Below are 20,348 nucleotides of genomic sequence, written 5' to 3'. Positions count from 1 at the left end.
CTGTAACTGGTTTAAGCATCTTTGCTTGAACCAGTTATTTTTTTCTCTTGCCGTTGAATTCTATGACAAAGTCAAGCCTAATCTTTAGAAATTTAGGATAAATTTATGCTGCATTTTGAAATCCTACTCCTTGTCTTTCATAGATTTTGTTATTTTGTACACAAGCTACTACACGTTGAAGTATTTTATTTCGTAAAGCATTCAAAACACTCATTTTATTTTTGCCTTCTTTTATTTTACGTTCATAAAATTCACTTAATTCTCCCCCTTTTACTTTTATAGCAGCTAAAGCACACATATGTAACAATGTTTTAAGTGATTTATCAGCTATTTTTGATACCCTTGGCTTTCCTTTGTGGTTACCTGATGATTTTTCAAAGGGAACAACACCAGCATAACAAGCTAGTTGTTTAGCAGATTTAAACTTTGTAAAACCTTGTGTAACAACAAGTAATTTTATAGCTGTTACATCTCCTACTCCAACAACAGAAGTAGTGAGTCGATAGAGTTCTTTTAATTTCTCATCATTTCTAATTACATTTTTCATGCTTTTTTCTACTGCTATAATTTGTTCTTTTATCTGCTCTACTGGCTTTTGTAGATGTTCTGTTAAGTATTCATTTTGTTGTTCTGTTTCAAATTTTTGAGATTCTTTCCAAAATGTTTCCAGTTGTTTTTTGCATTTGATTAAATTTTTACGAACTAATTGCAATGTTTTTAAGGTTTTAATAGACTGACTTACAGGGGTATACAGTTTGCAACGGTCTTGAAAACGAAAAGCATACAAAGCTATTCTATAGGCATCTTCTTTGTCATTTTTTTCTCTAGTAAAGCCCATAGATTGTTTTATTTGAAGGGCATTCTCTACCCAAACATTCATTTTTTTGTCTAGTAGTGCAGTCAATAAAAAATTTATATATACGCCTGTAGGCTCTAAACAAACTAATAAAAAAGAAATATCTATTTGAGTTTCTAATTTTGCTAAGTAACTCTCTATTGAAGCTAAGTTATTTTTAATTTGCTTTTGGCTTACTATAACACCATCTTTCAATAAAGTACAATCTAAATGATTGCGACTTACATCGATTCCTAAAAAAGTTTGATAAGTTTGCATAAAAAGTTAATTTTAAGTGATTATTTAATAGAGTAGTTCATCAATTAGTCAATCAAACTTAAAACCTTATCTAATGAGGTAATTTTTATTATTTAGAGTAATAAAAGTTCTCCGAATTCTATATAAGTATGCGATTGAATAAATGTAGGTAGAGGCTAATTCAACGGATAGAATCTATGTTCTTGTTGGTGTTACAGGTTCTCTGTTGGTGTTACAGGTTCTCTACCTACTTGATGAATACTTAAATACAAGATAAGTATTTCATTCTATTTATCTAGTGCAAACCTAAAGGTTGGTGTTTTAGTGTAGCGACAATAACAATAAATCAACTATTTCTTTTTACTTATTTGAGAAAGCAAAATAGCAGGTAAAAGACTTATCAAGATAATCAACAAGGCAGGTAAAGCCGATTGAGCTACAAATTCTTGGTCTGCAAGTTCGTATGCTTTTGTGGCTAAGGTATCATAATTGAAAGGTCGTAAAATAAGTGTTAAAGGTAATTCTTTACTCACATCAACAAAAACCAAGAGTAAAGCTGTTAGCATGGCAGGGCGAAGAAGTGGTAAAGTTATCTTAAAAAATGTTTGTGTAGAATTTTTGCCTAACATTCTTGATGCTGATTCTAATGAATTTCCAATTTTTAAAAGCTGGCTTTCAATAGGCTGAAAACCCACTGACAAAAAACGCACAGAATACGCATAAATCAAAGAAACTACAGTTCCAGAAATAAATAAACCAATTTTTATATCAAAAGTTGAAAGTACAAACGAATACAGTTTTTTATCAATCCAAAGGAAAACACCCAACACACCCACAGCAATCACAGCCCCTGGAACAGCATAACCCATTGTAGCAATCCGACTGATAGATTTTTGAAAGAGTAATGAAAATGGATAGTTTTTTATGAAGGCTAAATTTATTTTCTTTTTGCCGTTGTCGGTGTCCCCACCAACGACACTCAAACTACTAATTCGTTTTTGAAAAAGACCTAATAAAATAGCCACAACAACTACAACAAATGCACTCAAAAAAGCTAAAGTCACTGTATGAGAAGCAAGGTCATAAATTTCTTGATTCAAAACTTCACTGATTCCTTTGGCTTGAAATTCTTTGACTGTCCAGAAAAGAAGTTGTACAACAGGAAATCCAAAGGCAAAACAAAAAATAAGACTACAAAAACTAAATGCTAAAATTTGTTGATACAGATTCAATTTTTTTCGTGGCATTTGTGCTGTATTTTTATCATCTGAAAAAGCCATTCTGCCACGCTGATTTTTCTCTAAAATCACTAAAAAGACAATAACACCCAAAAGACACAAAGCTAATCGCAGAGCAGCTTTTACATCTCCAAATTTTGCCCAAGCACTAAAAATCCCTGTTGTAAAAGTCTGAATTCCGTAATATTTAAATGTTCCGTATTCATTCAAAACCTCCATCGTAACAAGAAAAAGTCCTCCAAAAATAAACGGACGAGCAAGTGGCAAAACAATTTTAAAAAAAGTATAGAAAGAAGATTTGCCAAGCATTTTTGAAGCCTCCCAAACACTACCTAATTGATTTGAAAAAGCTGTTTTGGTTACTGCATAAACATAAGGGTATAAAGCCAAAGCTAAAATAAAAATCCCCCCAAAATCAGACATAATCGAAACAGAAGGCAAACCCATTTCTCTCAGAAAAATACCAACTCCACCTGTATAAGAAAGTGTTGCAGCATACGTATAAGCTAAAATGTAAGCAGGAATAGCAAGTGGCAAAACTAATGCCCATTCAAAAAATTTACGTCCAAAAAAATGAGTTGTAGAAACAAGCCAAGCTGTAGGAACACCGAAAAAAAGCACTCCCAAACTCACACCAAAAAGCATTTTGAAAGAGCCTAATGTATAATCCAATAAAAGATTTTCAGAAATATGTTTCCACGCTGTACTACTTTCTCCATCAAATGCCGTAAAAAGATATAAAATTGGCATACTCCACACTAAAAGTAGAGCAATTACTAAAAAATAAGACAAAGAAGAGGAAAAAATCGATTTTATTTTTTGCATTCGATAAAATTCAATACTTTTTGCTAATTTTGTGAGCAGAATAATTTATCTTGCAAAGATAAAGAACTATTATGAAGCATTCTAAACTTCTTTACTTTCTTTAATAAATTGAATTCAAAATTTTGTATTTTCGTCATAGAAAATAGACTTCAAGCAAAATGCTTGAATAAATCAATAAAGAAACTTTCCAAAACCGTTCTCATAAACGATAAAAAATAGTATGCTTAAACATTTGCTTATCGATAATTATGCGCTCATAGAGCATTTAGAAATCCAGCCAGATTCTCACCTCAACGTCATTACGGGCGAGACAGGTGCAGGAAAGTCTATTTTGCGTGGTGCATTAGGGCTTTTGGCAGGAAACCGAGCTGATACAAAAGTTCTTCTCAATCCTGATGGCAAATGTGTCATTGAGGGAACTTTTGATATTGCAAACTATAATCTTAAAAAAGTTTTTGAGAAAGAAGATATTGAATATGATACTACGTGTATTATCCGTAGGCAAATTGCACCAAACGGTCGTTCAAGAGCTTTTATTAATGATATGCCTGTTCCCTTGGATTCTCTCAAAAGAATTGCTGTTCGTTTGATGGACATTCACGCCCAGCACGATACCATGCAGCTTTTTTCGAATGATTATCAAAGAGATGTTTTGGATTTATATGCCAATACAAAAACTCTTTTAGAGATGTATGGACAAGAGTTTAAACAGTATAGAAAAATTATAAAGAAATATGAAGAGCTAAAAAATGAAGAAATTCGTCTTCGAAAAGAGTACGATTATAATATGCACCTTTTGGAAGAATTAGAAAAAGCAGATTTAGAGAAAATCGATAAAGAAGAACTAGAGCAAGAATTAGAACGTCTTGAAAATGTAGATTTTATCAGAACTCAAATGTCTATTGCCTTCAATTCTCTGTCTGATGAAGAATATTCGGCTGAAAATATTTTGAGAGAAGCTGTTCATGCGCTTTCAAAAACAAGTTCATTTTCGTCTTCTTTCAATGCACTGTACGAACGTTTGAATAGTGCAATGATAGAAATTCAAGATATTTCGAAAGAGATTGAAAGCGAATCTGGAGAGTTAGTAACGGATGAAGAAACGGCAGGAATTGTGAAACAGATTTTGAGTGCATTGTATCATTTGGAAAACAAGCACAATGTTCAGAGTAGTGAAGAATTGATAATTATTCGTGATGAAATTGCTGATAAAGTAAGAAAAGTAGAGAATTTTGATGATGACTTGAAAGACTTAAAAGAGGATATTTTAAGAAGTAAATCCTACTTGACAGACTTAGCAAACCAACTTACAGAACAAAGAAAATCTGTGGTAGAAGATACACAAAACCAAATAAATTATCTTTTGGGTGAATTAGGAATGCCAAATGCTCGTTTTCAAATCGAAATTACACCGATTGCTCTTAGTCCTTCAGGTGCTGATTTGGTAGAATTTTGGTTTTCTGCAAATAAGGGAATTTCACCACAACCCTTGAAAGATGTAGCTTCTGGTGGAGAATTTTCTCGTTTGATGTTGTGTATAAAGTATCGTTTGGCAAAACACATTTCACTTCCTACACTCGTTTTTGATGAAATTGATACAGGTATTTCTGGCGAAATTGCCCTTAAAATGGGTAAAATCATTCAAGAGATGTCCAAAATACACCAAGTTTTAATTATTAGTCATTTGCCACAAGTTGCTTCTCAAGGAAGTACACATTACTTTATTTATAAAGATAACTCGGCAGACCGTACTGTTTCAAGAATCAAAAAACTATCAAACGATGAGCGAGTGAAAGAAATTGCTCAAATGATTGGAGGTTCTACGCCAAGTACGAGTACATATAATAGTGCAAAGGAGCTTTTGCAGGTGAAGTAACTGTATAACAGACTTCCTAGTCTGTTTTAAAACATAACCTCAAATGAACCAAGAAATATATACAAGAAACTTAAGTTATTTACAATCCTTAATTGGTTTAAAAATTGAATCTGCTTTTCAAGAACAATATTTTTCTGAAGGTAAATTAGATAAAGAGTCATTAGGTACATTAAAACTTGAGTTTAGTAATGGAAAAGAATTAACTTTTGACTGTAACCAAGATGCAAAATCTTTACATATTCAATTAGGTGGATTTATAAACAAAAGTAATTTTGAAACTGATTTTGAAGACAACAGATATAGGTGGAAGATAAAAGAATATCTGAGTAGTAAAAAATTGTTAGAATTAGGAGAGATTAGAAAATGTTTTATTGAATTACTTTCAACAGAATATGACAATGGATTAATTCAAAGTGGTTGTAAGTTAGAGTTTAAAAATGGACATTATTTGCACATATGGATAATAGAATCTGATAATATCTTTTATGGTCTAAATGAAAAACCACTTTATTATGAGAATTTAAAAGTTGAATTGAAAGAAATAGGGATTTCTTTTTAAACTATTTCAAATAAAACTAACTTTACAGAAAAAATAAAATCTAGCATTGTCAGACGCTTTCATAAGTGTCAGACAATTTTAAAATGTATAACTATAATGATAGATATTTCTCAAATTCCTTCGCCTTGTTTTGTTTTGGAAGAACGTCTTCTTCGCAGAAATTTAGAAATTTTGGATAGTGTCCAAAAACGCACAGGAGCGCATATTATTTGTGCTTTGAAAGGCTTTTCGATGTTTAGTACTTTTCCTTTGGTGCGCCAATATTTGCATGGTTGTACGTCTAGTTCGCTTTATGAGGCTCGTTTGGCTTTTGAAGAATTTGGACAAGAAGTTCACGCCTACGCACCTGCTTATACAGAAAAAGAATTTGATGAAATTATGACGTATGTAAATCATATTAGTTTCAATTCACTTTCGCAGTATGAACGTTTTAAGGGTAAATTAAATCAAAATGAAGCTAAAACAGGTAAAAAAATATCAGCAGGTTTGCGCATCAATCCAGAATACTCCGAAGTAGAAACCGATTTGTATAACCCTTGTGTGCCAGGGTCTCGCTTCGGACTTACCTTTGATAAAATAGGAGAAAGTCTTCCAGAAGGAATTGAAGGACTGCACTTTCATACACTTTGTGAGCAAGGTTCTGACACACTTGAACGCACACTTATCCATGTAGAAGAAAAATTTGGGCATCTTTTGCACCAAGCAAAATGGCTAAATATGGGAGGTGGACATCATATCACAAGAAAAGATTATGATGTAGAGCTTTTAGTAAAACTTTTGAATAGAATAAAAGAAAAATATAATGTTCAAGTTATCCTAGAACCAGGAGAAGCTGTCGGCTGGCAAACAGGTTATTTGGTAGCTTCTGTTCAAGATATTATTGATAGCAGAGGAATTAATGTAGCAATTTTAGATGTTTCTTTTACAGCTCACATGCCTGACTGTTTGGAAATGCCTTACAAACCTAAAATTTGGGATTCGGAAGATGCTACGACAAGTTCGAAGAGTGAAGGAAAACACGTTTATCGTTTTGGAGGCTCTACTTGTTTAGCTGGAGATTTTATCGGAATGGGAGACTATGCTTTTGAAAATGAATTGAAAATCAATGATAAAATTGTGTTTGATGATATGATTCATTACACAATGGTCAAAACTTCTACTTTTAATGGCGTTCCACATCCGAGTATTGGAATTTGGAAGGAAAGCAATCAATTTCAGTTAGTCAGAGAAATTGGTTATGAAATGTTTAAGAATAAGTTGTCTTAATATATTAAACAAAAAAGATACTCCAAATTTAGAGTATCTTTTTTGTATTAAAGTGATTATTGACACCCACCAAATCCATCAAAAAGGGCTATTTCAAGTTGAAGTAGTTGTTTTTCTTCAGCTGTGTAACAATCAGAATTAGCACTTGCTTTCAAAGCTGTTAAGTAAGTATTACATATCTCCTTAGAGTCTGAAGTATCATTATCATAAGCAGTTTCTGCACTTGTTAGTTGTGCTTTTATTTCCTCACAACTAGGCTTTTCATCTTCATCATCTTTTTTACAAGAAGTAAGAGCAAATGAACAAGCTAATGCAGCTACTAAAGCAATTCTAGAAAAATCTTTAATTAATTTCATCGTTTTTATATAAGAAGTAAATAAATATGCTATTATCTGATAATAGCTCTAAAAGTTTTTGTGTATAAAAACTCAATAAATATATGAGTTTTTATACAGTAGAGAAAATATTTTTCTCTTTGAGTTCACAAAAGTACTATTATTTTTTGATTATTTAAACTTTATTTTCAAATTTTCTTACAAATACTTTTTATTTTTTTGTAGTAGACTCATAAAAATTGAATACTCTTACGAATAGCAATAATCACAATTAAGCAAAAACTAACTAATAATCAAGCATTTAAAGTGTTTTTCAACATGAATATATTTATACAAACCTTACAAACTGAATTTGAAGAAAATGCAAATTCTAAAATTGCCTTAGAGCAAAAAGCATACATGCGAAATCAGTTTGAGTATTATGGTATCAAAACTCCCAAAAGAAGAGAAATCACAAAGCCTTTTCTAAATAAAAAATTCTTACCTAAAAAAAGTGATTTAGAAAGTTATGTAAAAATTTTATGGCAAAAACCACAACGAGATTATCATTATTTTGCACAAGAACTAGCCTTCAAATACACAAAAGAACTTGATAAAAAAGATATAGAGCTTTTTGAGTTTATGGTTACACATAATTCATGGTGGGATACAGTAGATTTTATTGCACCAAAACTCATCAGTGCCTATTTCAAAACATATCCAAAAGAAAGAGATGCCTATATAAAAAAATGGATTGCTTCTGAAAATATTTGGTTACAACGTTCTGCGTTATTATTTCAACTCAAAGACAAAGAAAAAATAGATACCAATTTACTTACTTTCGTTATTCATTCTTTAATAAATTCAAAGATAGGTTCAAAGGAGTTTTTTATCAATAAAGCCATTGGTTGGATTTTGAGAGAATACAGCAAAACAAATCCTGATTGGGTAGTTAATTTTGTCCAAACAAATGACTTGAGGAATTTGAGTAGAAGAGAGGCTTTGCGATTAATAAAAAAATGATTGCCTTCAGAGTTTCATCAAGCAATCATTTTTCTTATCTATATAAATTGTTCCTTTTTATTTATTATTCAACAAAACTACTGATAGATCATCGATTTGCTCATTCTTAGGAACTAACAAATGATACGTAAAAAGAGGATTTTCAGTTTCCTCATCTTTAGATTCTATATCTACTTCTAAAGTATATGTATTAGGCTCACAAGCTCTGTATAGAGTGTTTTTTAGAGAAGATACTTTCTTAGCATTTCCTAAATAACCTATTAATAAATTATAGGTAGTAAAATCTATTTCTGGATGACAATCTCCTTCTACTTTAGAATCATACTCACTTTTAGTAGTAATAATAGTATAAGACTCTTCTTTAGAAATTAGAGACAAAGTTTCAAAAGTAGTATTACAGTTATATAACTCCTCAATAGTTTTTGTTGAATCTGTAATATCTTTCGTGCAAATTTCGTCATCAGATTTACAACTTTGTAAGCTGCTTAAAATGATTAAAACACATACAATTAAATATTTTTTGTTAATTGAGCTATATTCTTTAAGATATGACATAAATGATTTAGGTTATAAAAAGTAAAATAGAAATGAATTTTACTGCAAATATAATAGTGTTTATTTATAATTCAATACTCTTAAAATGCAATTTTATTATCCAAGTGAAATATTTAATTCATCTTTACTATTTTCTGAAAATGAATATCCAATGTTGATTTTCAAGAACTAAAAAATCATTGAACAACAAGAAAAAACACAGCATCATGCTTTCATTATTAATAGTTCGTAATAAGTAAAAACAAAACTTTTTCCTTTTTTTATTCATTAAAATTGAGTTTTTTTGTAAGTTGTATAAAATTTTACAAAAATCTTTTTTCAGTATGAATAAATCGCTACGTTTCTCTTCCATTCTGCCTACACTTTTCGCAGCTCTTTTTTTCGTTTCTACTTCGTTTTTTGTGTCTTCGTGTAAGCCTACACAATCTACCACAGATACTTCTACTAAAAAAGACTCCACAAATACAGCAAATGATTTTCTTGTTCCTATAGAAGAATCTGAAAATCAATTTAAAAAAGATATTCCAGAACCAATTTGGAAGCCTAAAAAGGGAAGTTATCACGCTACCAAAACAAAAGAATTTGATTTAATTCATACAAAACTTAACATCACTCCAGATTGGGAAAGACAATGGGTTTACTCAACAGCTACTCTGACAGTTCAGCCTCATTTTTATGACCAAAACAAAATTGATTTAGATGCAAAAGGATTAGCCATCGAATCTATAAAACTACTGGCTGGAAGCTCAAAAAACGAAACTACAAAGCCTTTACGTTGGGATTATGATGGAAAATGGCTGACTGTTCGTTTGGATAGAGAATATACAAAAGAAGAAAAAATAACAGTAGAAATAAATTATATCGCCAAACCAAATGAAGCGATTTGGACAAATAGTGTGCTTTCAAATATTGAAGAAGAAGGTTTTTTCTTTATTAATCCAGAAGGCAAAACAAAAGGAAAACCAAGACAAATTTGGACACAAGGTGAAACTTCAAATAACTCCATGTGGTTTCCTACTTTTGAAGCACCAAATTTTAGAGGAACACAAGAAGTTTTCATTACAGTAGCCGATTCTTTACAAACACTTTCAAATGGAAGATTGGTTTCTTCTCAAAAAAATGAAGATGGAACACGTACAGATTATTGGAAAATGGAAAAATCACATGCGCCTTATTTAACAATGGTTGCAGTAGGAGAATTTGCCATTATTGAAGACAAATGGAAAGATGTGCCTCTGTATTATTATACCGAAAAATGGCACGCACCGTATGCAAAAGATGTTTTTGGTAAAACGCCTGAAATGATAGAATTTTATTCTAATTACTTAGACTATCCTTATCCTTGGGAAAAATACGCTCAAATTATTGTTCGGGATTACACTTCTGGAGCAATGGAAAACACAAGTGCTTCCGTTTTTATGGAAGGACTTATGGTAGATAAACGTTCGGTTCAAGACCACGACTGGGAAGGAATTATTTCTCACGAACTTTTTCATCAGTGGTTTGGAGATTTGATGACTGCCGAATCTTGGGCAAACTTAGCGATGAATGAATCTTTTGCAGACTATGGTGAATATCTTTGGTTAGAACACAGCAAAGGAAAAAAAGAAGCTGACCAAAATATTGCCAATGAAAAATCAAGTTACCTTAGAGAAGCACAAGCCAAAAGAGAACCCATTATTCGTTATTTCTATACGAGTGAAAATGATATGTTTGACTCTCATTCCTATGCAAAAGGGGCAGTAGTTTTGAATATGTTACGTTATCATATTGGAGAGGAAGCTTTCAAAATTTCACTTCAAAAGTATGTAAAAGCAAATGCTTTTAAAGCTGTTGAATTGGATAATTTGAGATTAATTGTAGAAGAAGTTACAGGACAAGATTTGACTTGGTTTTTTAATCAATGGCTTATGGAAGCTGGTCATCCAGAACTAAATATTGACCAAAACTATCAGGATGGAACCCTCAAAATGACTATTACTCAAACACAAGATTTGCGTTATTCTCCTATTTATCGTCTGCCTTTAGAAATTGATATTTGGGAAAATGGAAAATCTACAAGACATAAATTTACGCTAGATAAAGCAGAGCAGATTTTTGAATTCAAGACAGAAAGTAAAACTATAAAACCTGAGTTAGTTGTCTTTGACCCTTCTGGTTATCTTTTAGCTCAAAAAAATCAAGAGGAAAGAACAGCGCAAGAATGGCGTTTGATAGCAAAAAATTATGAAAATTATATTCCAAAAATATCTGCTTTGTATAATTTGGCTGGTTCAGTAGAAAATGATACAACTTTCAATTTATTAATGGAAGTAGCTAAAAATAACGATTTTGCACCATACAGAACACAAGCTATTCGTTCACTAGGAGAATACAATCTTGAAAACTTGGAAAACCCAGAAGCTCAAGATGTTGAGAAAAAGATTACAGAAATCGTAACTTTACTCAAAGAAATGGCTCTTAGTGATAAAGACAACCTAACTCGTGCATCTGCTATTGATATTGTTTCACAATATGGAGCTTTTCCAAAACTTTGGGAACAAACTCTAAAAGATTCTTCTTATTTTGTAATTAGTAATACGATTTATTCTTTAATAAATGTTTATAATGTAGAGGCTTTAGACAAAATCGAACCATTCGAAAATATCGAAGAGCGTCATATTGTTTATGCGATTGCTGAATATTATTCTGTGTATGGAATTAAAGGAAAATATGATTGGTTTGTAAAAAATGCAGATAGAATTTCGGGAACAGAAATGAGTTATTTTTTAAATCATTTTACCCAATATCTTATCAATCAGCCTAAAGATATTCAGAAAAAAGGTATTGAGTATTTGGTCTATCAAGCCAAAACAAACTCCAATGTTCAGACTCGTAAGGATGCGTATCAATCGCTTACTGTTCTGAAAAATGCGTTTGAAGAAGAGCTAAAATTAGAATTAGAAATCGAACAAAAAATGGATGACATCAGAAATCAAGAAAAAGACCGTAGAGTAACCGAATTCCAACAAGCTCTTGGTTTTTAATTTCTATCCTCAACGACGGTCTTGACCTCGTTGACGGTTTCTAGTTTACTTATTTAATCTAAAACACTATGAAATTTATTATTCCTATATTTATAATCTTTATCTGTTTTGCTTGCAATTCGCCTTCAAACAGCCAAACAAGTACAGATGTTTCTTTTACAAATTCTGAAGTAAATGTAGAAGAGAATGAACAAGAAATTAAAACAGAAAGAACAAAACTTAAAAATGAACCTATCAAAATAGGAACAGATAAAGTCTTATTCAAAAGTTTTGGAACTGAACCTTTTTGGAGTTTAGAAGTTCGAAAAAGTGGTATTTTATTTTCTAATTCAGGTATAGACTCTACTTTATTCGCTTATAAAGAACCTATTGCAGCAACTGCTCGTCCAGTAGAGTATTTTATGACTTATTTTTTAGAAGATCAAGATGGAAAATCAGCTCAATTAGTTGTCAAAAAAGGCGAAGAATGTCCGTGTTCAGATGGAATGTCAGACAAAGATTATAGTTATCATGCTTTTTTCTTGTATGATAATCAAATGTTTGAAGGATGTGGGGAAAAATCAGTTACCAGTAAGGAGTAATTAGTTACCAGTTAATTTCATTTGTTCATCAATTATAATTTTAAATAGTGCTTACAAAAATATTTTCATTAAATAAATAACGTATTACACTGGTAACTGGTAACTGATAACTGTTTACTGGTAACTGAAAAGACTATGGCAAAAATTCAAAATACATTCAAACATATTGAGGAAGAAAAAGAAATCAAAATTCCTACAAAAAGAGGTTTTTGGAGAAATCTAGCTGAGTGGGATTTTACCGTTGACCAAGATTTTTTGTTTCGAATTATGCCTTATGTTTTATATGTTTCTTTTTTCGGAATTATTTATATTGCAAATCGTCATTATACAGAACGAGTAGTTAGAGAAGTTACACAGCTTCGCCAAGAAGTAGAAGAATATCAAATTGATTATCATGCTTTACAAACTCGTTATGTGTATGATAGCAGAAGACAAGTAGTAGCTAAAAAAGCCGAACGACTAGGCTTAAAAGAAAGAGAAAAACCATTAGTAAGAATATCGGAATAACCAATTACGAATTGTCAATTACGAATTACGATAAACTACTATTTCTATACTAAATCCAGTAGTCGTAATTTTTAATTCATAGTTCATAATTCGTAATCCGTAATTCGTAATTCGTAATTGATTTATGGCAAAAACAGGAATAAGAAAATATATACTCGCTCGTGTCCGAATCGCTTTTTTAGTGGTTGCATTGATTGCCCTTGTGATTGTTTATAAAATGATGAACATTCAGATAGTAGAGGGAGAAAAATGGAGCAGCAAAGCAAGAGGAGTAGAGATGCGTGATGTACAACCGACTAGAGGAAGTATTTTGGCAGATGATGGCAGTCTTTTGGCTACTTCTTTGCCTTTTTATCGTGTTGCTATCGACCCAACAGTAGCAGATAGCAGCATTTTTGAAGGTGGAATTGATTCTTTAGGAATTCTGTTATCCAAATTTTATAAAGAAGAAAAACCTAGCTATTACGTAAATATTTTAAGAGAATATCGTAAAAACAAAAAGAAATATTATGTAATTAGTAAAGAATTAATTGATCACGAAAACTATAAAAAACTATCTCAATTTCCTATTTTCAGAGAAGGAAGAAACAAAGGAGGCGTTATTTATGAACAAACTGATAGACGTTTTTTACCTTTTGGAGAGCTTGCTAGACGTACTATTGGCTTTGTAACCGAAGAAGACACAACACAGTCTTTGAATGGTAGAGGTTTAGAGTATAGTTTTAATAGTGAATTACAAGGAATTGCTGGTGAAGCATTGTACGAACTTATTGCAGGTGGTTTTTGGAAACCTGTCGATGACATGTCACAAGTCAGACCCAAACCTGGGATTGATATTCAGACTACGATTGATATAAATTTACAAGATACAGTTCATCAAATTCTACAAAACGCCCTTCGTCAGTATAAAGCTGACTACGGTTCTATTATTTTGATGGAAGTAACAACTGGACAAATAAAAGCCCTTGTCAATTTAGGAATAAATTCAAATGGTTCGTATGTAGAAAACAATAATTATGCTGTCGGAGATATGGGACTTGCCGAACCTGGATCGACATTTAAGTTGATGTCTATGGCTGCTCTTTTTGAAGATGAAGAAATTCCTATTTCATTATCAGATAGTGTACAGACAGGCGATGGTGTTCATAAATATTTTGATGATGCCATTATGCGTGATGTTTCTGCACTTGGAAAACTGAGTGTTCAAGAAGTTTTTGAAAAATCTTCTAATGTTGGAATGTCGCTTTTAGTATGGAAATATTTTCGTAAAAATCCTGAAAAATATGTTGAGTATCTCAAAAAATTTGGTCTTAATCGTCCGTTAGGTTTTCAAATGGCTGGCGAAGCGCAACCTTATATCAAATCTCCTTCCGATTCTTCGTGGAGTGGAAGTACGCTTCCTTGGATGTCTATTGGTTACGAACTCAAATTATCTCCTCTTCAAACACTTGCTTTTTACAACATGATTGCAAATAATGGAGTAATGGTTGAGCCAATTATTGTTAGCCAGACACGCCAAGCAGGAAAAACACTAACCAGTTTTGAAGCTAAAGTTTTAAATCAACAAACTATTTCAGAAAAAACTGTCAAGATTTTACAAACCATGCTTCGTGGAGCAGTAGAAAGAGGAACAGCTAAAAAAATTGATACAAAAATCTATCAAATTGCAGGAAAAACAGGAACTGCCGAAAAAGTCAGAAATGGAGAATATACAGAAGATCATTATACTTCTTTTGCTGGTTATTTTCCTGCTGATAATCCAAAATATTCGTGTATTGTAGTTATTGACGACCCAAAAACAGACAAACGTTATGCTGCCGAAATTGCAGCCCCTGTTTTTCGTAAGGTTTCAGATGTTGTTTATCAGCGTTATTTACACAAACCACTTTCAGAAGTTGAGCCAACAGCAATGGATAGTTTGCACATGCGTTTGCCTTATATTCGTGCTGGTTATCGTCCAGATTTGGATTTGGTATGTTCTCAATTAGGAATCAAAACAGAAAACCAAACGGTTCAGCAATGGGTAAAAACTAAAGTAGCAACTGATACGGTTATGTGGATAGACAATCAAGCTGCTACAAGTCTTGTTCCTGATGTGCGTGGAATGCGCCTTCGTGATGCACTTTATTTATTGGAAAATCTAGGAATGAAAGTCGCCTTTGAAGGAAAAGGAAGAATAATTACGCAATCTTTTAACCCTAATATAGCCATACCAAAAGGCAAAACTATTTATTTGAAGTTGAAGGAGTGATTTTGGGGAAATGGAGAATGGAATGAAAAATTATATTATTTGACTTTATATTTCTTGATTCCTGCTTCTACTCCTTCTTTTAAGTAAGTTAATAAAGTAATTTTTTCTTGTTCTGTTTCTTTCATTGAATTTTCTATCATATTAATTGCAAGTCTTGACTGCTTAGAAATAGCTTTATCTAAAATGCTTATTATTCTTTTAGTGAGTTTATCATTTTTTATACTAATTTTTGCTATTTCATATCCTAATACTTCTGTTGCCACTTGGTCATGTTCTTTATCTAGTTCTTCTCCTTCTTTTGAGTATAAATAATAATATTCATCCCAAATCAAACTCTCTTCCATCCATGGATAATGAAGCAAAATAGAGTTTATATCTTCAGCATCCTTAATTCTTTTTTCAGGTCTATCATCAAAAGCAATTAACTTTAATAAAATGATAGCAGGTGGTAAACAAACTTTTAATTTCTCATTTTCTATCTCAAATTCACTTATTCCAAGTTGATAAGTTTCTAAAAAACCATATAAATTAAGAATTGTGAGTCCTTGACCTTCTATTTGTACCCTATCATCATTCTCAATTTCTCCAAAAGGAAGTAAGTCTAATTGGGTTTTACGAGGTGAAATAAGACAGTATGAATTTGAGTTTGATTCTATATAATTATAATTTTTTATTAATTCTTGTTTCAAATTTTGGTAGGTTTTTTCATCTTTTACATAAACTGCAAAATCTACATCTCCTGTTCCTCTAGCTTCTTTTTCATTATCTAAATACCAAATATTTCTTGCCAATGCACCTATTCCAAAAAAATCAATCTCTAATTTTTCACAGACTTCTCTTAAGTCATTTACTACTTCTTTCAAAGAAGGAACTTGCAGCGCATTATAAAGTAGTTTTGACATAATTTTTAAATATTAATTGAGCAGTTTCTATATTTCTAGGAGTAGGATTATCTAATAAATCAGTATAAACTAAGATGGGATTTACTCTAATTTGATTATTTGATTCTTGAGTTTTCCAAAATTTTTCAATAAGTGTAACAGTACCATTTTCAGAAGGAATAAGTTTATTTTGTTTGGATATTTCTAAAAAAGATTTTTCTGTATATAAACAAACGTTTTCAGCAATTAAATAATTTGTCAGAATTTGTGCTGCTAACTCGCCTGCTATACTATCATTTTCGCTATTTTCTTTTAGAGAAGTAAATAATTCTTGATTCTTCTTAAGACTTTGATATTTTCTTTGTTTTAACTTTGGTCTAAGAACTTTATTAAAAAGTGTTACCCAATCTTGAAATAACCGTTCTTTATCTCTAATTACATAATTATTTTCATCTGCTTTCACAATATAACCATCTCTCAACAATTCTTTAATTACTTTTCCTACTGTATGTATCGAAACGGTAGATTGTTCTGCTATATCTCTGTATGATTTTGTGAGCAAATTTGGAATAGTAAGAAAGCTATAAATTACCTTTAACCCTGCTGGAGAAAAGGCACGATTTGTTTTCTTAAAATTATTTTTACTTGTTTTATTAGTTTCTATATAAATAAATATGTTTCCTTTTTTTAGATAAAAATTCCCTGCTGCATCAAGATAAGAAATATTTTTGTCTCTTAACTTTTCCTTTAGTGGTTTTGAAATGTAGTCGGAAACAACTAATAAATTGTTTATTTTCACATTTAATTTTATCAAATTAGATAAAACAGAAAGGCTCAAATTATTTTTCATTTCAATAGAAAACTCTTTAAACGGCATTTCATTTAAGAATAATAATTTTCCATCAATCTGATAATTATCTTTTTGCAAAAACTCATATTCAATTTCATACTTGATATCAATAGATAAATTTTTACCAAGATTTTCGATAGCCAAATGTAAAAGGTCTTCATTCATAGTATGTAAATATAATAAATATTCAAATAACATACAAACAAATTAAACATACAAAGAGTTTATGATTTAACTGACATTTAGCTCAAAATAAAAAACCTCTTCAAAAGAACCATAAAGCATTCTTTTGAGGAGGTTTCAACTACTAACAAATTCTATATTTAGGAATAAAAATTGAATAAACGACTACTTTCAACTTGTTAATTAATTGACAATAAATTAAAATCGTAATTCGTAATTTTTAATTCGTAATTATTTCTTAGTTTGCTGATGCAGTCAAAGCATTTTGCAAATTAATTTTTCCCCAACCGAAGTTTGAGTTACGATTTGGATAATAACTTGCCGAAACTTTGAGTTTGTTAAGTACTTGATTTCTTGTAAGACTTTTGTTTGCCGACCAAACTAAAGCTGCCATTCCAGCCGTTTGAGCCGTTGCAACAGACGAACCTCCAACTGTTGCAGGAACATCACCCGACATAGCCAGCGTAAGAGGATGACGACCATTTGAAGCCTTTTCCATTACCACTACAAAATCAACTGCCGAGCCGTCATGACATGCATCACAACGTTGCATATTGTCTTTTACACCTGTTACAGCTACCGTTTCGCTCATTGTCGCAGGAAAAATAACACCAAACCAACCTGAAGACCAACCAAATGAAGTTCCAGCAGCACAGAAAATTAATACATTTCTATTATACGCATAACGAACAGCATCAGCAATTTGAGAACTATTTGTAATTCTGCCCAAAGACATACTCGTAACACGAATATCTGAACGATTACCAGCAATTACGTAGGCATCAGAAACACCTTTTGATTCTCTAGAACCTTCAATCAATACATCTTCTGCTGCACGAACTGTAACCAAATTTGCATTGTAAGCAATTCCTGCTGCACTTCCATCTGTACCACGAGAACCACCCAAAACGCCTGTCATTGCAGTTCCGTGTCCACATCCATCATCTGGAGTTTCCGCACTTCCAATCGGAATTCCCCAAAATGTATCACGAGGAAGTGTTACTAATTTTTCTATTGTTCTGCCTTGTGAAAGTCCTTGATTGAGTCCACTTCCATAATTATTTTGTGCAAAACTAGAACCTGTATCAATAATCATAGCTGTAATTCCACTTCCAGAAGCTGTATTCCAAGCCTGTGAAACATTATGAAAAGGATGATTCCAAGAAGCCTTTGAATTTGGAGAGAAAGTAGTATAATCGACTCCATTTACTAATCCATTTTCTGGGTTGCTTCCTCCACAACCACTACTAGAAAGTTCTTTATTGAGCTGCTGACCTTTACTTATGTTTGGTTCGTAGCCCATTGGTTCAGCATAACGAACAAATTCAGAATTACGAAGAAGAGCTAATGTAGTCGGATTTTTGATAACAACATCCAATACAGGAAGTGTATTTTCTTGAAAAGCAATTAATTCTTCACGCTTCAAATCTGGATTTAATTTTCTTTCTGATTCAAAAATCATATCCAAAACATAATTTTTAGCATCATTCCATTCGCCAGTAGCAATATCTATTTTATCAATAATAGTACGAATATCTTTATTTTGACTTTTAGGCTTAAAACCTACTGACAAAACTCCATCAGATTTAGAAAGAGCATTCCAAATAATTTGTTCTGACTGTGTGTGCCAATCAAAAGAGCCTTCTTTTTTAACAGTTTGCCAAATGTGATTATCTAAATCAGAACGGTCAATAGTAGCATGTTCAATGGTTTGTTCTACAATAATTTCAGATTCATTCTGACAAGAGAACATCATAAACGCTGCTACAGCTAAAGGAGAATAACGTCGGACAATCGACTTCGAATTAAAAAGGTAAGTTTTCATTTTGTAAAAGGTATTTATATTTGTGTGTTAAGTCAAAAAAAGTTAATTGACTGATTCTAAGAGCAAATATAAAAATATATTTTAAAAAAAGTGATGCAAGCCGAATATTTTTTTAAGTTTTTTTAATTTACCCAAATTTAATATACTTGTAACTACGTATTCATTCTTATTTTTATGCAAAAAAAGAGATTAATAAATTAATCTCAATGGTTCTGTTCTATGTTATTTCAATATAAATTTATGTTTTACTTATGGCTAACATTTTACCTAAAAAGTAAGTTATTCAATCACAAGATTTTTTAATAAATCCACTTTTTAAACTTTTTATTATGCCTATTTCTTCTAGCTCTCAACAAAATCATGTTCCTATCATGGTGGTGGGAAATCATGTTTATCCTAAAAACCCTCCTCATTTATACTCTTCTTCTGATACAGAACAAGGCTATTCACGCAAAAAGAAAGGAGAAAAATTTGTTTATCTAAGTACAAGAGGAAAACCTATAAAAAATAAACAAAAATTAGAAAGAATAGAAAAATTAGGAATTCCTCCAGCATGGAAACAGGTTTGGATTTGTAGAAACAAGAATGGACATCTTCAAGCTGTTGGGAGAGACGAACGCAACAGAAAACAGTCTATTTACCATCCAGATTGGAATGAATATAGAAACAAAACAAAGTTTTTGAAGCTACAAGAATTTGGGTACGCACTTCCATCGCTGCGAAAAGCTATTAAAAAAGATCTTCGTAAAAGAAGTTGGACAAAAGAAAAAGTGGTGGCTTTGGCTATCGAACTTATGCAGGAAGGTTTGCTCAGAATTGGTAGCGACCGTTACCTCAATTCAAATAAAACATACGGACTGACAACTCTTCGCAGAAAACATATAAAGATTGATGAAGAAGCAAGAAATAAAATTTCACTTTGCTACAAAGCTAAAAGTAACAAAACAAGAACAGTAAGTCTTTCAAACAAATCGCTCATCAAAAAACTAAAAGAATGTGCTGCACTCTCAGGACAAGAACTTTTTAGATATAAAGACACAGATAAAAAATGGTATAGAATCAATTCTCATGATGTAAACGAATATTTAGAAAAAACCATGGAACATCATTTTACTGCCAAAACTTTCCGTACTTGGGGAGGAAGTGTTCTGACTTTAGAGCTTTTTGAAGAAGCAAAAAAGGAATTAGAACTCAATCCACGTAAAAAACTAGAAACTGTTTTGGTTAGAAAAGTGGCTCAGAAACTAGGAAATACGGTTTCGATTTGTAGAAATTATTATATTCATCCAGAAGTATTGAGTGAAGTTTTGACAAAATCTACTGAAGAAATAGAACAACAAACAGAAGTATTCTTGGAGGAAAAAGGAAAAGAAAAAACAGAGTTTGCAAAGTCTTTTTCTAGTTTTTTAGATGAATATTCTAAATATGAATTACAGCTTTTAGCTATTTTGGAAAAAGCAGCACAGAAGACATATGAGGAATTATTATAAAATTG

The 20,348-nt window shown here is 31.6% G+C and carries 16 protein-coding genes; 9 read left to right on the top strand and 7 right to left on the bottom strand.

The genetic code is table 11. The features are described 5' to 3' along the window. Window positions 1–103: 103 nt before the first annotated feature. Window positions 104–1,114 carry an IS110 family transposase gene (locus V9L04_RS11490; RefSeq protein ID WP_338789949.1) on the bottom strand — a complete coding sequence of 337 codons (1,011 nt, stop codon included), beginning with the start codon at window positions 1,112–1,114 and terminating at the stop codon, window positions 104–106. A gap of 329 nt (window positions 1,115–1,443) precedes the next feature. Next, on the bottom strand, window positions 1,444–3,156 hold the full coding sequence (locus V9L04_RS11485; RefSeq protein WP_338789948.1) for an iron ABC transporter permease: 1,713 nt from the start codon (window positions 3,154–3,156) through the stop codon (window positions 1,444–1,446). A 220-nt stretch (window positions 3,157–3,376) separates the two neighbouring features. Between V9L04_RS11485 and recN the strand changes: the two genes are divergently transcribed. The 3 genes from recN to nspC all read left to right on the top strand — a co-directional run bounded on the left by recN (window position 3,377) and on the right by nspC (window position 6,857). Next, window positions 3,377–5,032: a DNA repair protein RecN gene (gene recN, locus V9L04_RS11480; RefSeq protein WP_338789946.1), complete on the top strand. Its 1,656-nt coding sequence runs from the start codon at window positions 3,377–3,379 to the stop codon at window positions 5,030–5,032. A 43-nt stretch (window positions 5,033–5,075) separates the two neighbouring features. Beyond that, window positions 5,076–5,591, top strand: coding sequence for a hypothetical protein (locus V9L04_RS11475; RefSeq protein WP_338789944.1), 516 nt, complete (start codon window positions 5,076–5,078; stop codon window positions 5,589–5,591). A gap of 96 nt (window positions 5,592–5,687) precedes the next feature. Further along, the gene (gene nspC, locus V9L04_RS11470) at window positions 5,688–6,857 is read left to right on the top strand and encodes a carboxynorspermidine decarboxylase (protein ID WP_338789943.1); all 1,170 of its coding nucleotides are present in this window, start codon (window positions 5,688–5,690) and stop codon (window positions 6,855–6,857) included. A gap of 56 nt (window positions 6,858–6,913) precedes the next feature. Here nspC and V9L04_RS11465 read toward each other — a convergent pair whose 3' ends face one another. Then, window positions 6,914–7,213, bottom strand: a complete 300-nt coding sequence (locus V9L04_RS11465) for a hypothetical protein (RefSeq protein WP_338789942.1) — start codon at window positions 7,211–7,213, stop codon at window positions 6,914–6,916. A gap of 297 nt (window positions 7,214–7,510) precedes the next feature. On the opposite strand from V9L04_RS11465, the gene V9L04_RS11460 reads away from it, so the two are divergent. After that, on the top strand, window positions 7,511–8,194 hold the full coding sequence (locus V9L04_RS11460; protein WP_338789941.1) for a DNA alkylation repair protein: 684 nt from the start codon (window positions 7,511–7,513) through the stop codon (window positions 8,192–8,194). Between the two features lie 57 nt (window positions 8,195–8,251). Here V9L04_RS11460 and V9L04_RS11455 read toward each other — a convergent pair whose 3' ends face one another. Further along, a complete protein-coding gene (locus tag V9L04_RS11455) occupies window positions 8,252–8,572 on the bottom strand; it encodes a hypothetical protein (protein ID WP_338789940.1) in 321 nt (106 codons plus the stop codon). Between the two features lie 500 nt (window positions 8,573–9,072). On the opposite strand from V9L04_RS11455, the gene V9L04_RS11450 reads away from it, so the two are divergent. The 4 genes from V9L04_RS11450 to V9L04_RS11435 all read left to right on the top strand — a co-directional run bounded on the left by V9L04_RS11450 (window position 9,073) and on the right by V9L04_RS11435 (window position 15,114). Then, window positions 9,073–11,775 (top strand): M1 family metallopeptidase, encoded by a 2,703-nt coding sequence (locus tag V9L04_RS11450; protein WP_338789939.1) that lies wholly within the window; start codon window positions 9,073–9,075, stop codon window positions 11,773–11,775. 68 nt (window positions 11,776–11,843) lie between these two features. Continuing rightward, the gene (locus tag V9L04_RS11445) at window positions 11,844–12,356 is read left to right on the top strand and encodes a hypothetical protein (RefSeq protein ID WP_338789938.1); all 513 of its coding nucleotides are present in this window, start codon (window positions 11,844–11,846) and stop codon (window positions 12,354–12,356) included. Window positions 12,357–12,491: 135 nt separating this feature from the next. After that, entirely contained in the window at window positions 12,492–12,863 is a 372-nt protein-coding gene (locus V9L04_RS11440) for an FtsL-like putative cell division protein (RefSeq protein WP_338789937.1), read from the top strand. A gap of 124 nt (window positions 12,864–12,987) precedes the next feature. Beyond that, window positions 12,988–15,114, top strand: coding sequence for a penicillin-binding protein (locus V9L04_RS11435; RefSeq protein ID WP_338789936.1), 2,127 nt, complete (start codon window positions 12,988–12,990; stop codon window positions 15,112–15,114). A 35-nt stretch (window positions 15,115–15,149) separates the two neighbouring features. On the opposite strand, the gene V9L04_RS11430 is transcribed toward V9L04_RS11435, so the two are convergent. From V9L04_RS11430 to V9L04_RS11420, 3 genes are all read right to left on the bottom strand, one after another. Then, window positions 15,150–16,016, bottom strand: coding sequence for a hypothetical protein (locus V9L04_RS11430; RefSeq protein WP_338789934.1), 867 nt, complete (start codon window positions 16,014–16,016; stop codon window positions 15,150–15,152). Beyond that, entirely contained in the window at window positions 15,997–17,010 is a 1,014-nt protein-coding gene (locus tag V9L04_RS11425) for a type IV toxin-antitoxin system AbiEi family antitoxin (RefSeq protein ID WP_338789932.1), read from the bottom strand. The genes V9L04_RS11430 and V9L04_RS11425 overlap by 20 nt, the downstream gene beginning before the upstream one ends. A 256-nt stretch (window positions 17,011–17,266) precedes the next feature. Then, window positions 17,267–18,853: a S8/S53 family peptidase gene (locus V9L04_RS11420; RefSeq protein ID WP_338789931.1), complete on the bottom strand. Its 1,587-nt coding sequence runs from the start codon at window positions 18,851–18,853 to the stop codon at window positions 17,267–17,269. Between the two features lie 329 nt (window positions 18,854–19,182). On the opposite strand from V9L04_RS11420, the gene V9L04_RS11415 reads away from it, so the two are divergent. After that, window positions 19,183–20,343, top strand: a complete 1,161-nt coding sequence (locus tag V9L04_RS11415) for a DNA topoisomerase IB (protein ID WP_338789930.1) — start codon at window positions 19,183–19,185, stop codon at window positions 20,341–20,343. Window positions 20,344–20,348: the final 5 nt, after the last annotated feature.

The sequence above is a fragment of the Bernardetia sp. MNP-M8 genome, from assembly GCF_037126285.1.
Taxonomy (GTDB): domain Bacteria; phylum Bacteroidota; class Bacteroidia; order Cytophagales; family Bernardetiaceae; genus Bernardetia.
Note: the sequence above shows the minus strand (reverse complement) of the source record. Positions and strands in the feature narration are given on the sequence as shown.

What these genes read in the sequence shown, in the direction of transcription:
- V9L04_RS11490 (WP_338789949.1), bottom strand. Translation starts at nt 1,114, where the DNA reads ATGCAAACTTATCAAACTTTTTTAGGAATCGATGTAAGTCGCAATCAT.
- V9L04_RS11485 (WP_338789948.1), bottom strand. Translation starts at nt 3,156, where the DNA reads ATGCAAAAAATAAAATCGATTTTTTCCTCTTCTTTGTCTTATTTTTTA.
- recN (WP_338789946.1), top strand. Translation starts at nt 3,377, where the DNA reads ATGCTTAAACATTTGCTTATCGATAATTATGCGCTCATAGAGCATTTA.
- V9L04_RS11475 (WP_338789944.1), top strand. Translation starts at nt 5,076, where the DNA reads ATGAACCAAGAAATATATACAAGAAACTTAAGTTATTTACAATCCTTA.
- nspC (WP_338789943.1), top strand. Translation starts at nt 5,688, where the DNA reads ATGATAGATATTTCTCAAATTCCTTCGCCTTGTTTTGTTTTGGAAGAA.
- V9L04_RS11465 (WP_338789942.1), bottom strand. Translation starts at nt 7,213, where the DNA reads ATGAAATTAATTAAAGATTTTTCTAGAATTGCTTTAGTAGCTGCATTA.
- V9L04_RS11460 (WP_338789941.1), top strand. Translation starts at nt 7,511, where the DNA reads ATGAATATATTTATACAAACCTTACAAACTGAATTTGAAGAAAATGCA.
- V9L04_RS11450 (WP_338789939.1), top strand. Translation starts at nt 9,073, where the DNA reads ATGAATAAATCGCTACGTTTCTCTTCCATTCTGCCTACACTTTTCGCA.
- V9L04_RS11445 (WP_338789938.1), top strand. Translation starts at nt 11,844, where the DNA reads ATGAAATTTATTATTCCTATATTTATAATCTTTATCTGTTTTGCTTGC.
- V9L04_RS11440 (WP_338789937.1), top strand. Translation starts at nt 12,492, where the DNA reads ATGGCAAAAATTCAAAATACATTCAAACATATTGAGGAAGAAAAAGAA.
- V9L04_RS11435 (WP_338789936.1), top strand. Translation starts at nt 12,988, where the DNA reads ATGGCAAAAACAGGAATAAGAAAATATATACTCGCTCGTGTCCGAATC.
- V9L04_RS11430 (WP_338789934.1), bottom strand. Translation starts at nt 16,016, where the DNA reads ATGTCAAAACTACTTTATAATGCGCTGCAAGTTCCTTCTTTGAAAGAA.
- V9L04_RS11425 (WP_338789932.1), bottom strand. Translation starts at nt 17,010, where the DNA reads ATGAATGAAGACCTTTTACATTTGGCTATCGAAAATCTTGGTAAAAAT.
- V9L04_RS11420 (WP_338789931.1), bottom strand. Translation starts at nt 18,853, where the DNA reads ATGAAAACTTACCTTTTTAATTCGAAGTCGATTGTCCGACGTTATTCT.
- V9L04_RS11415 (WP_338789930.1), top strand. Translation starts at nt 19,183, where the DNA reads ATGCCTATTTCTTCTAGCTCTCAACAAAATCATGTTCCTATCATGGTG.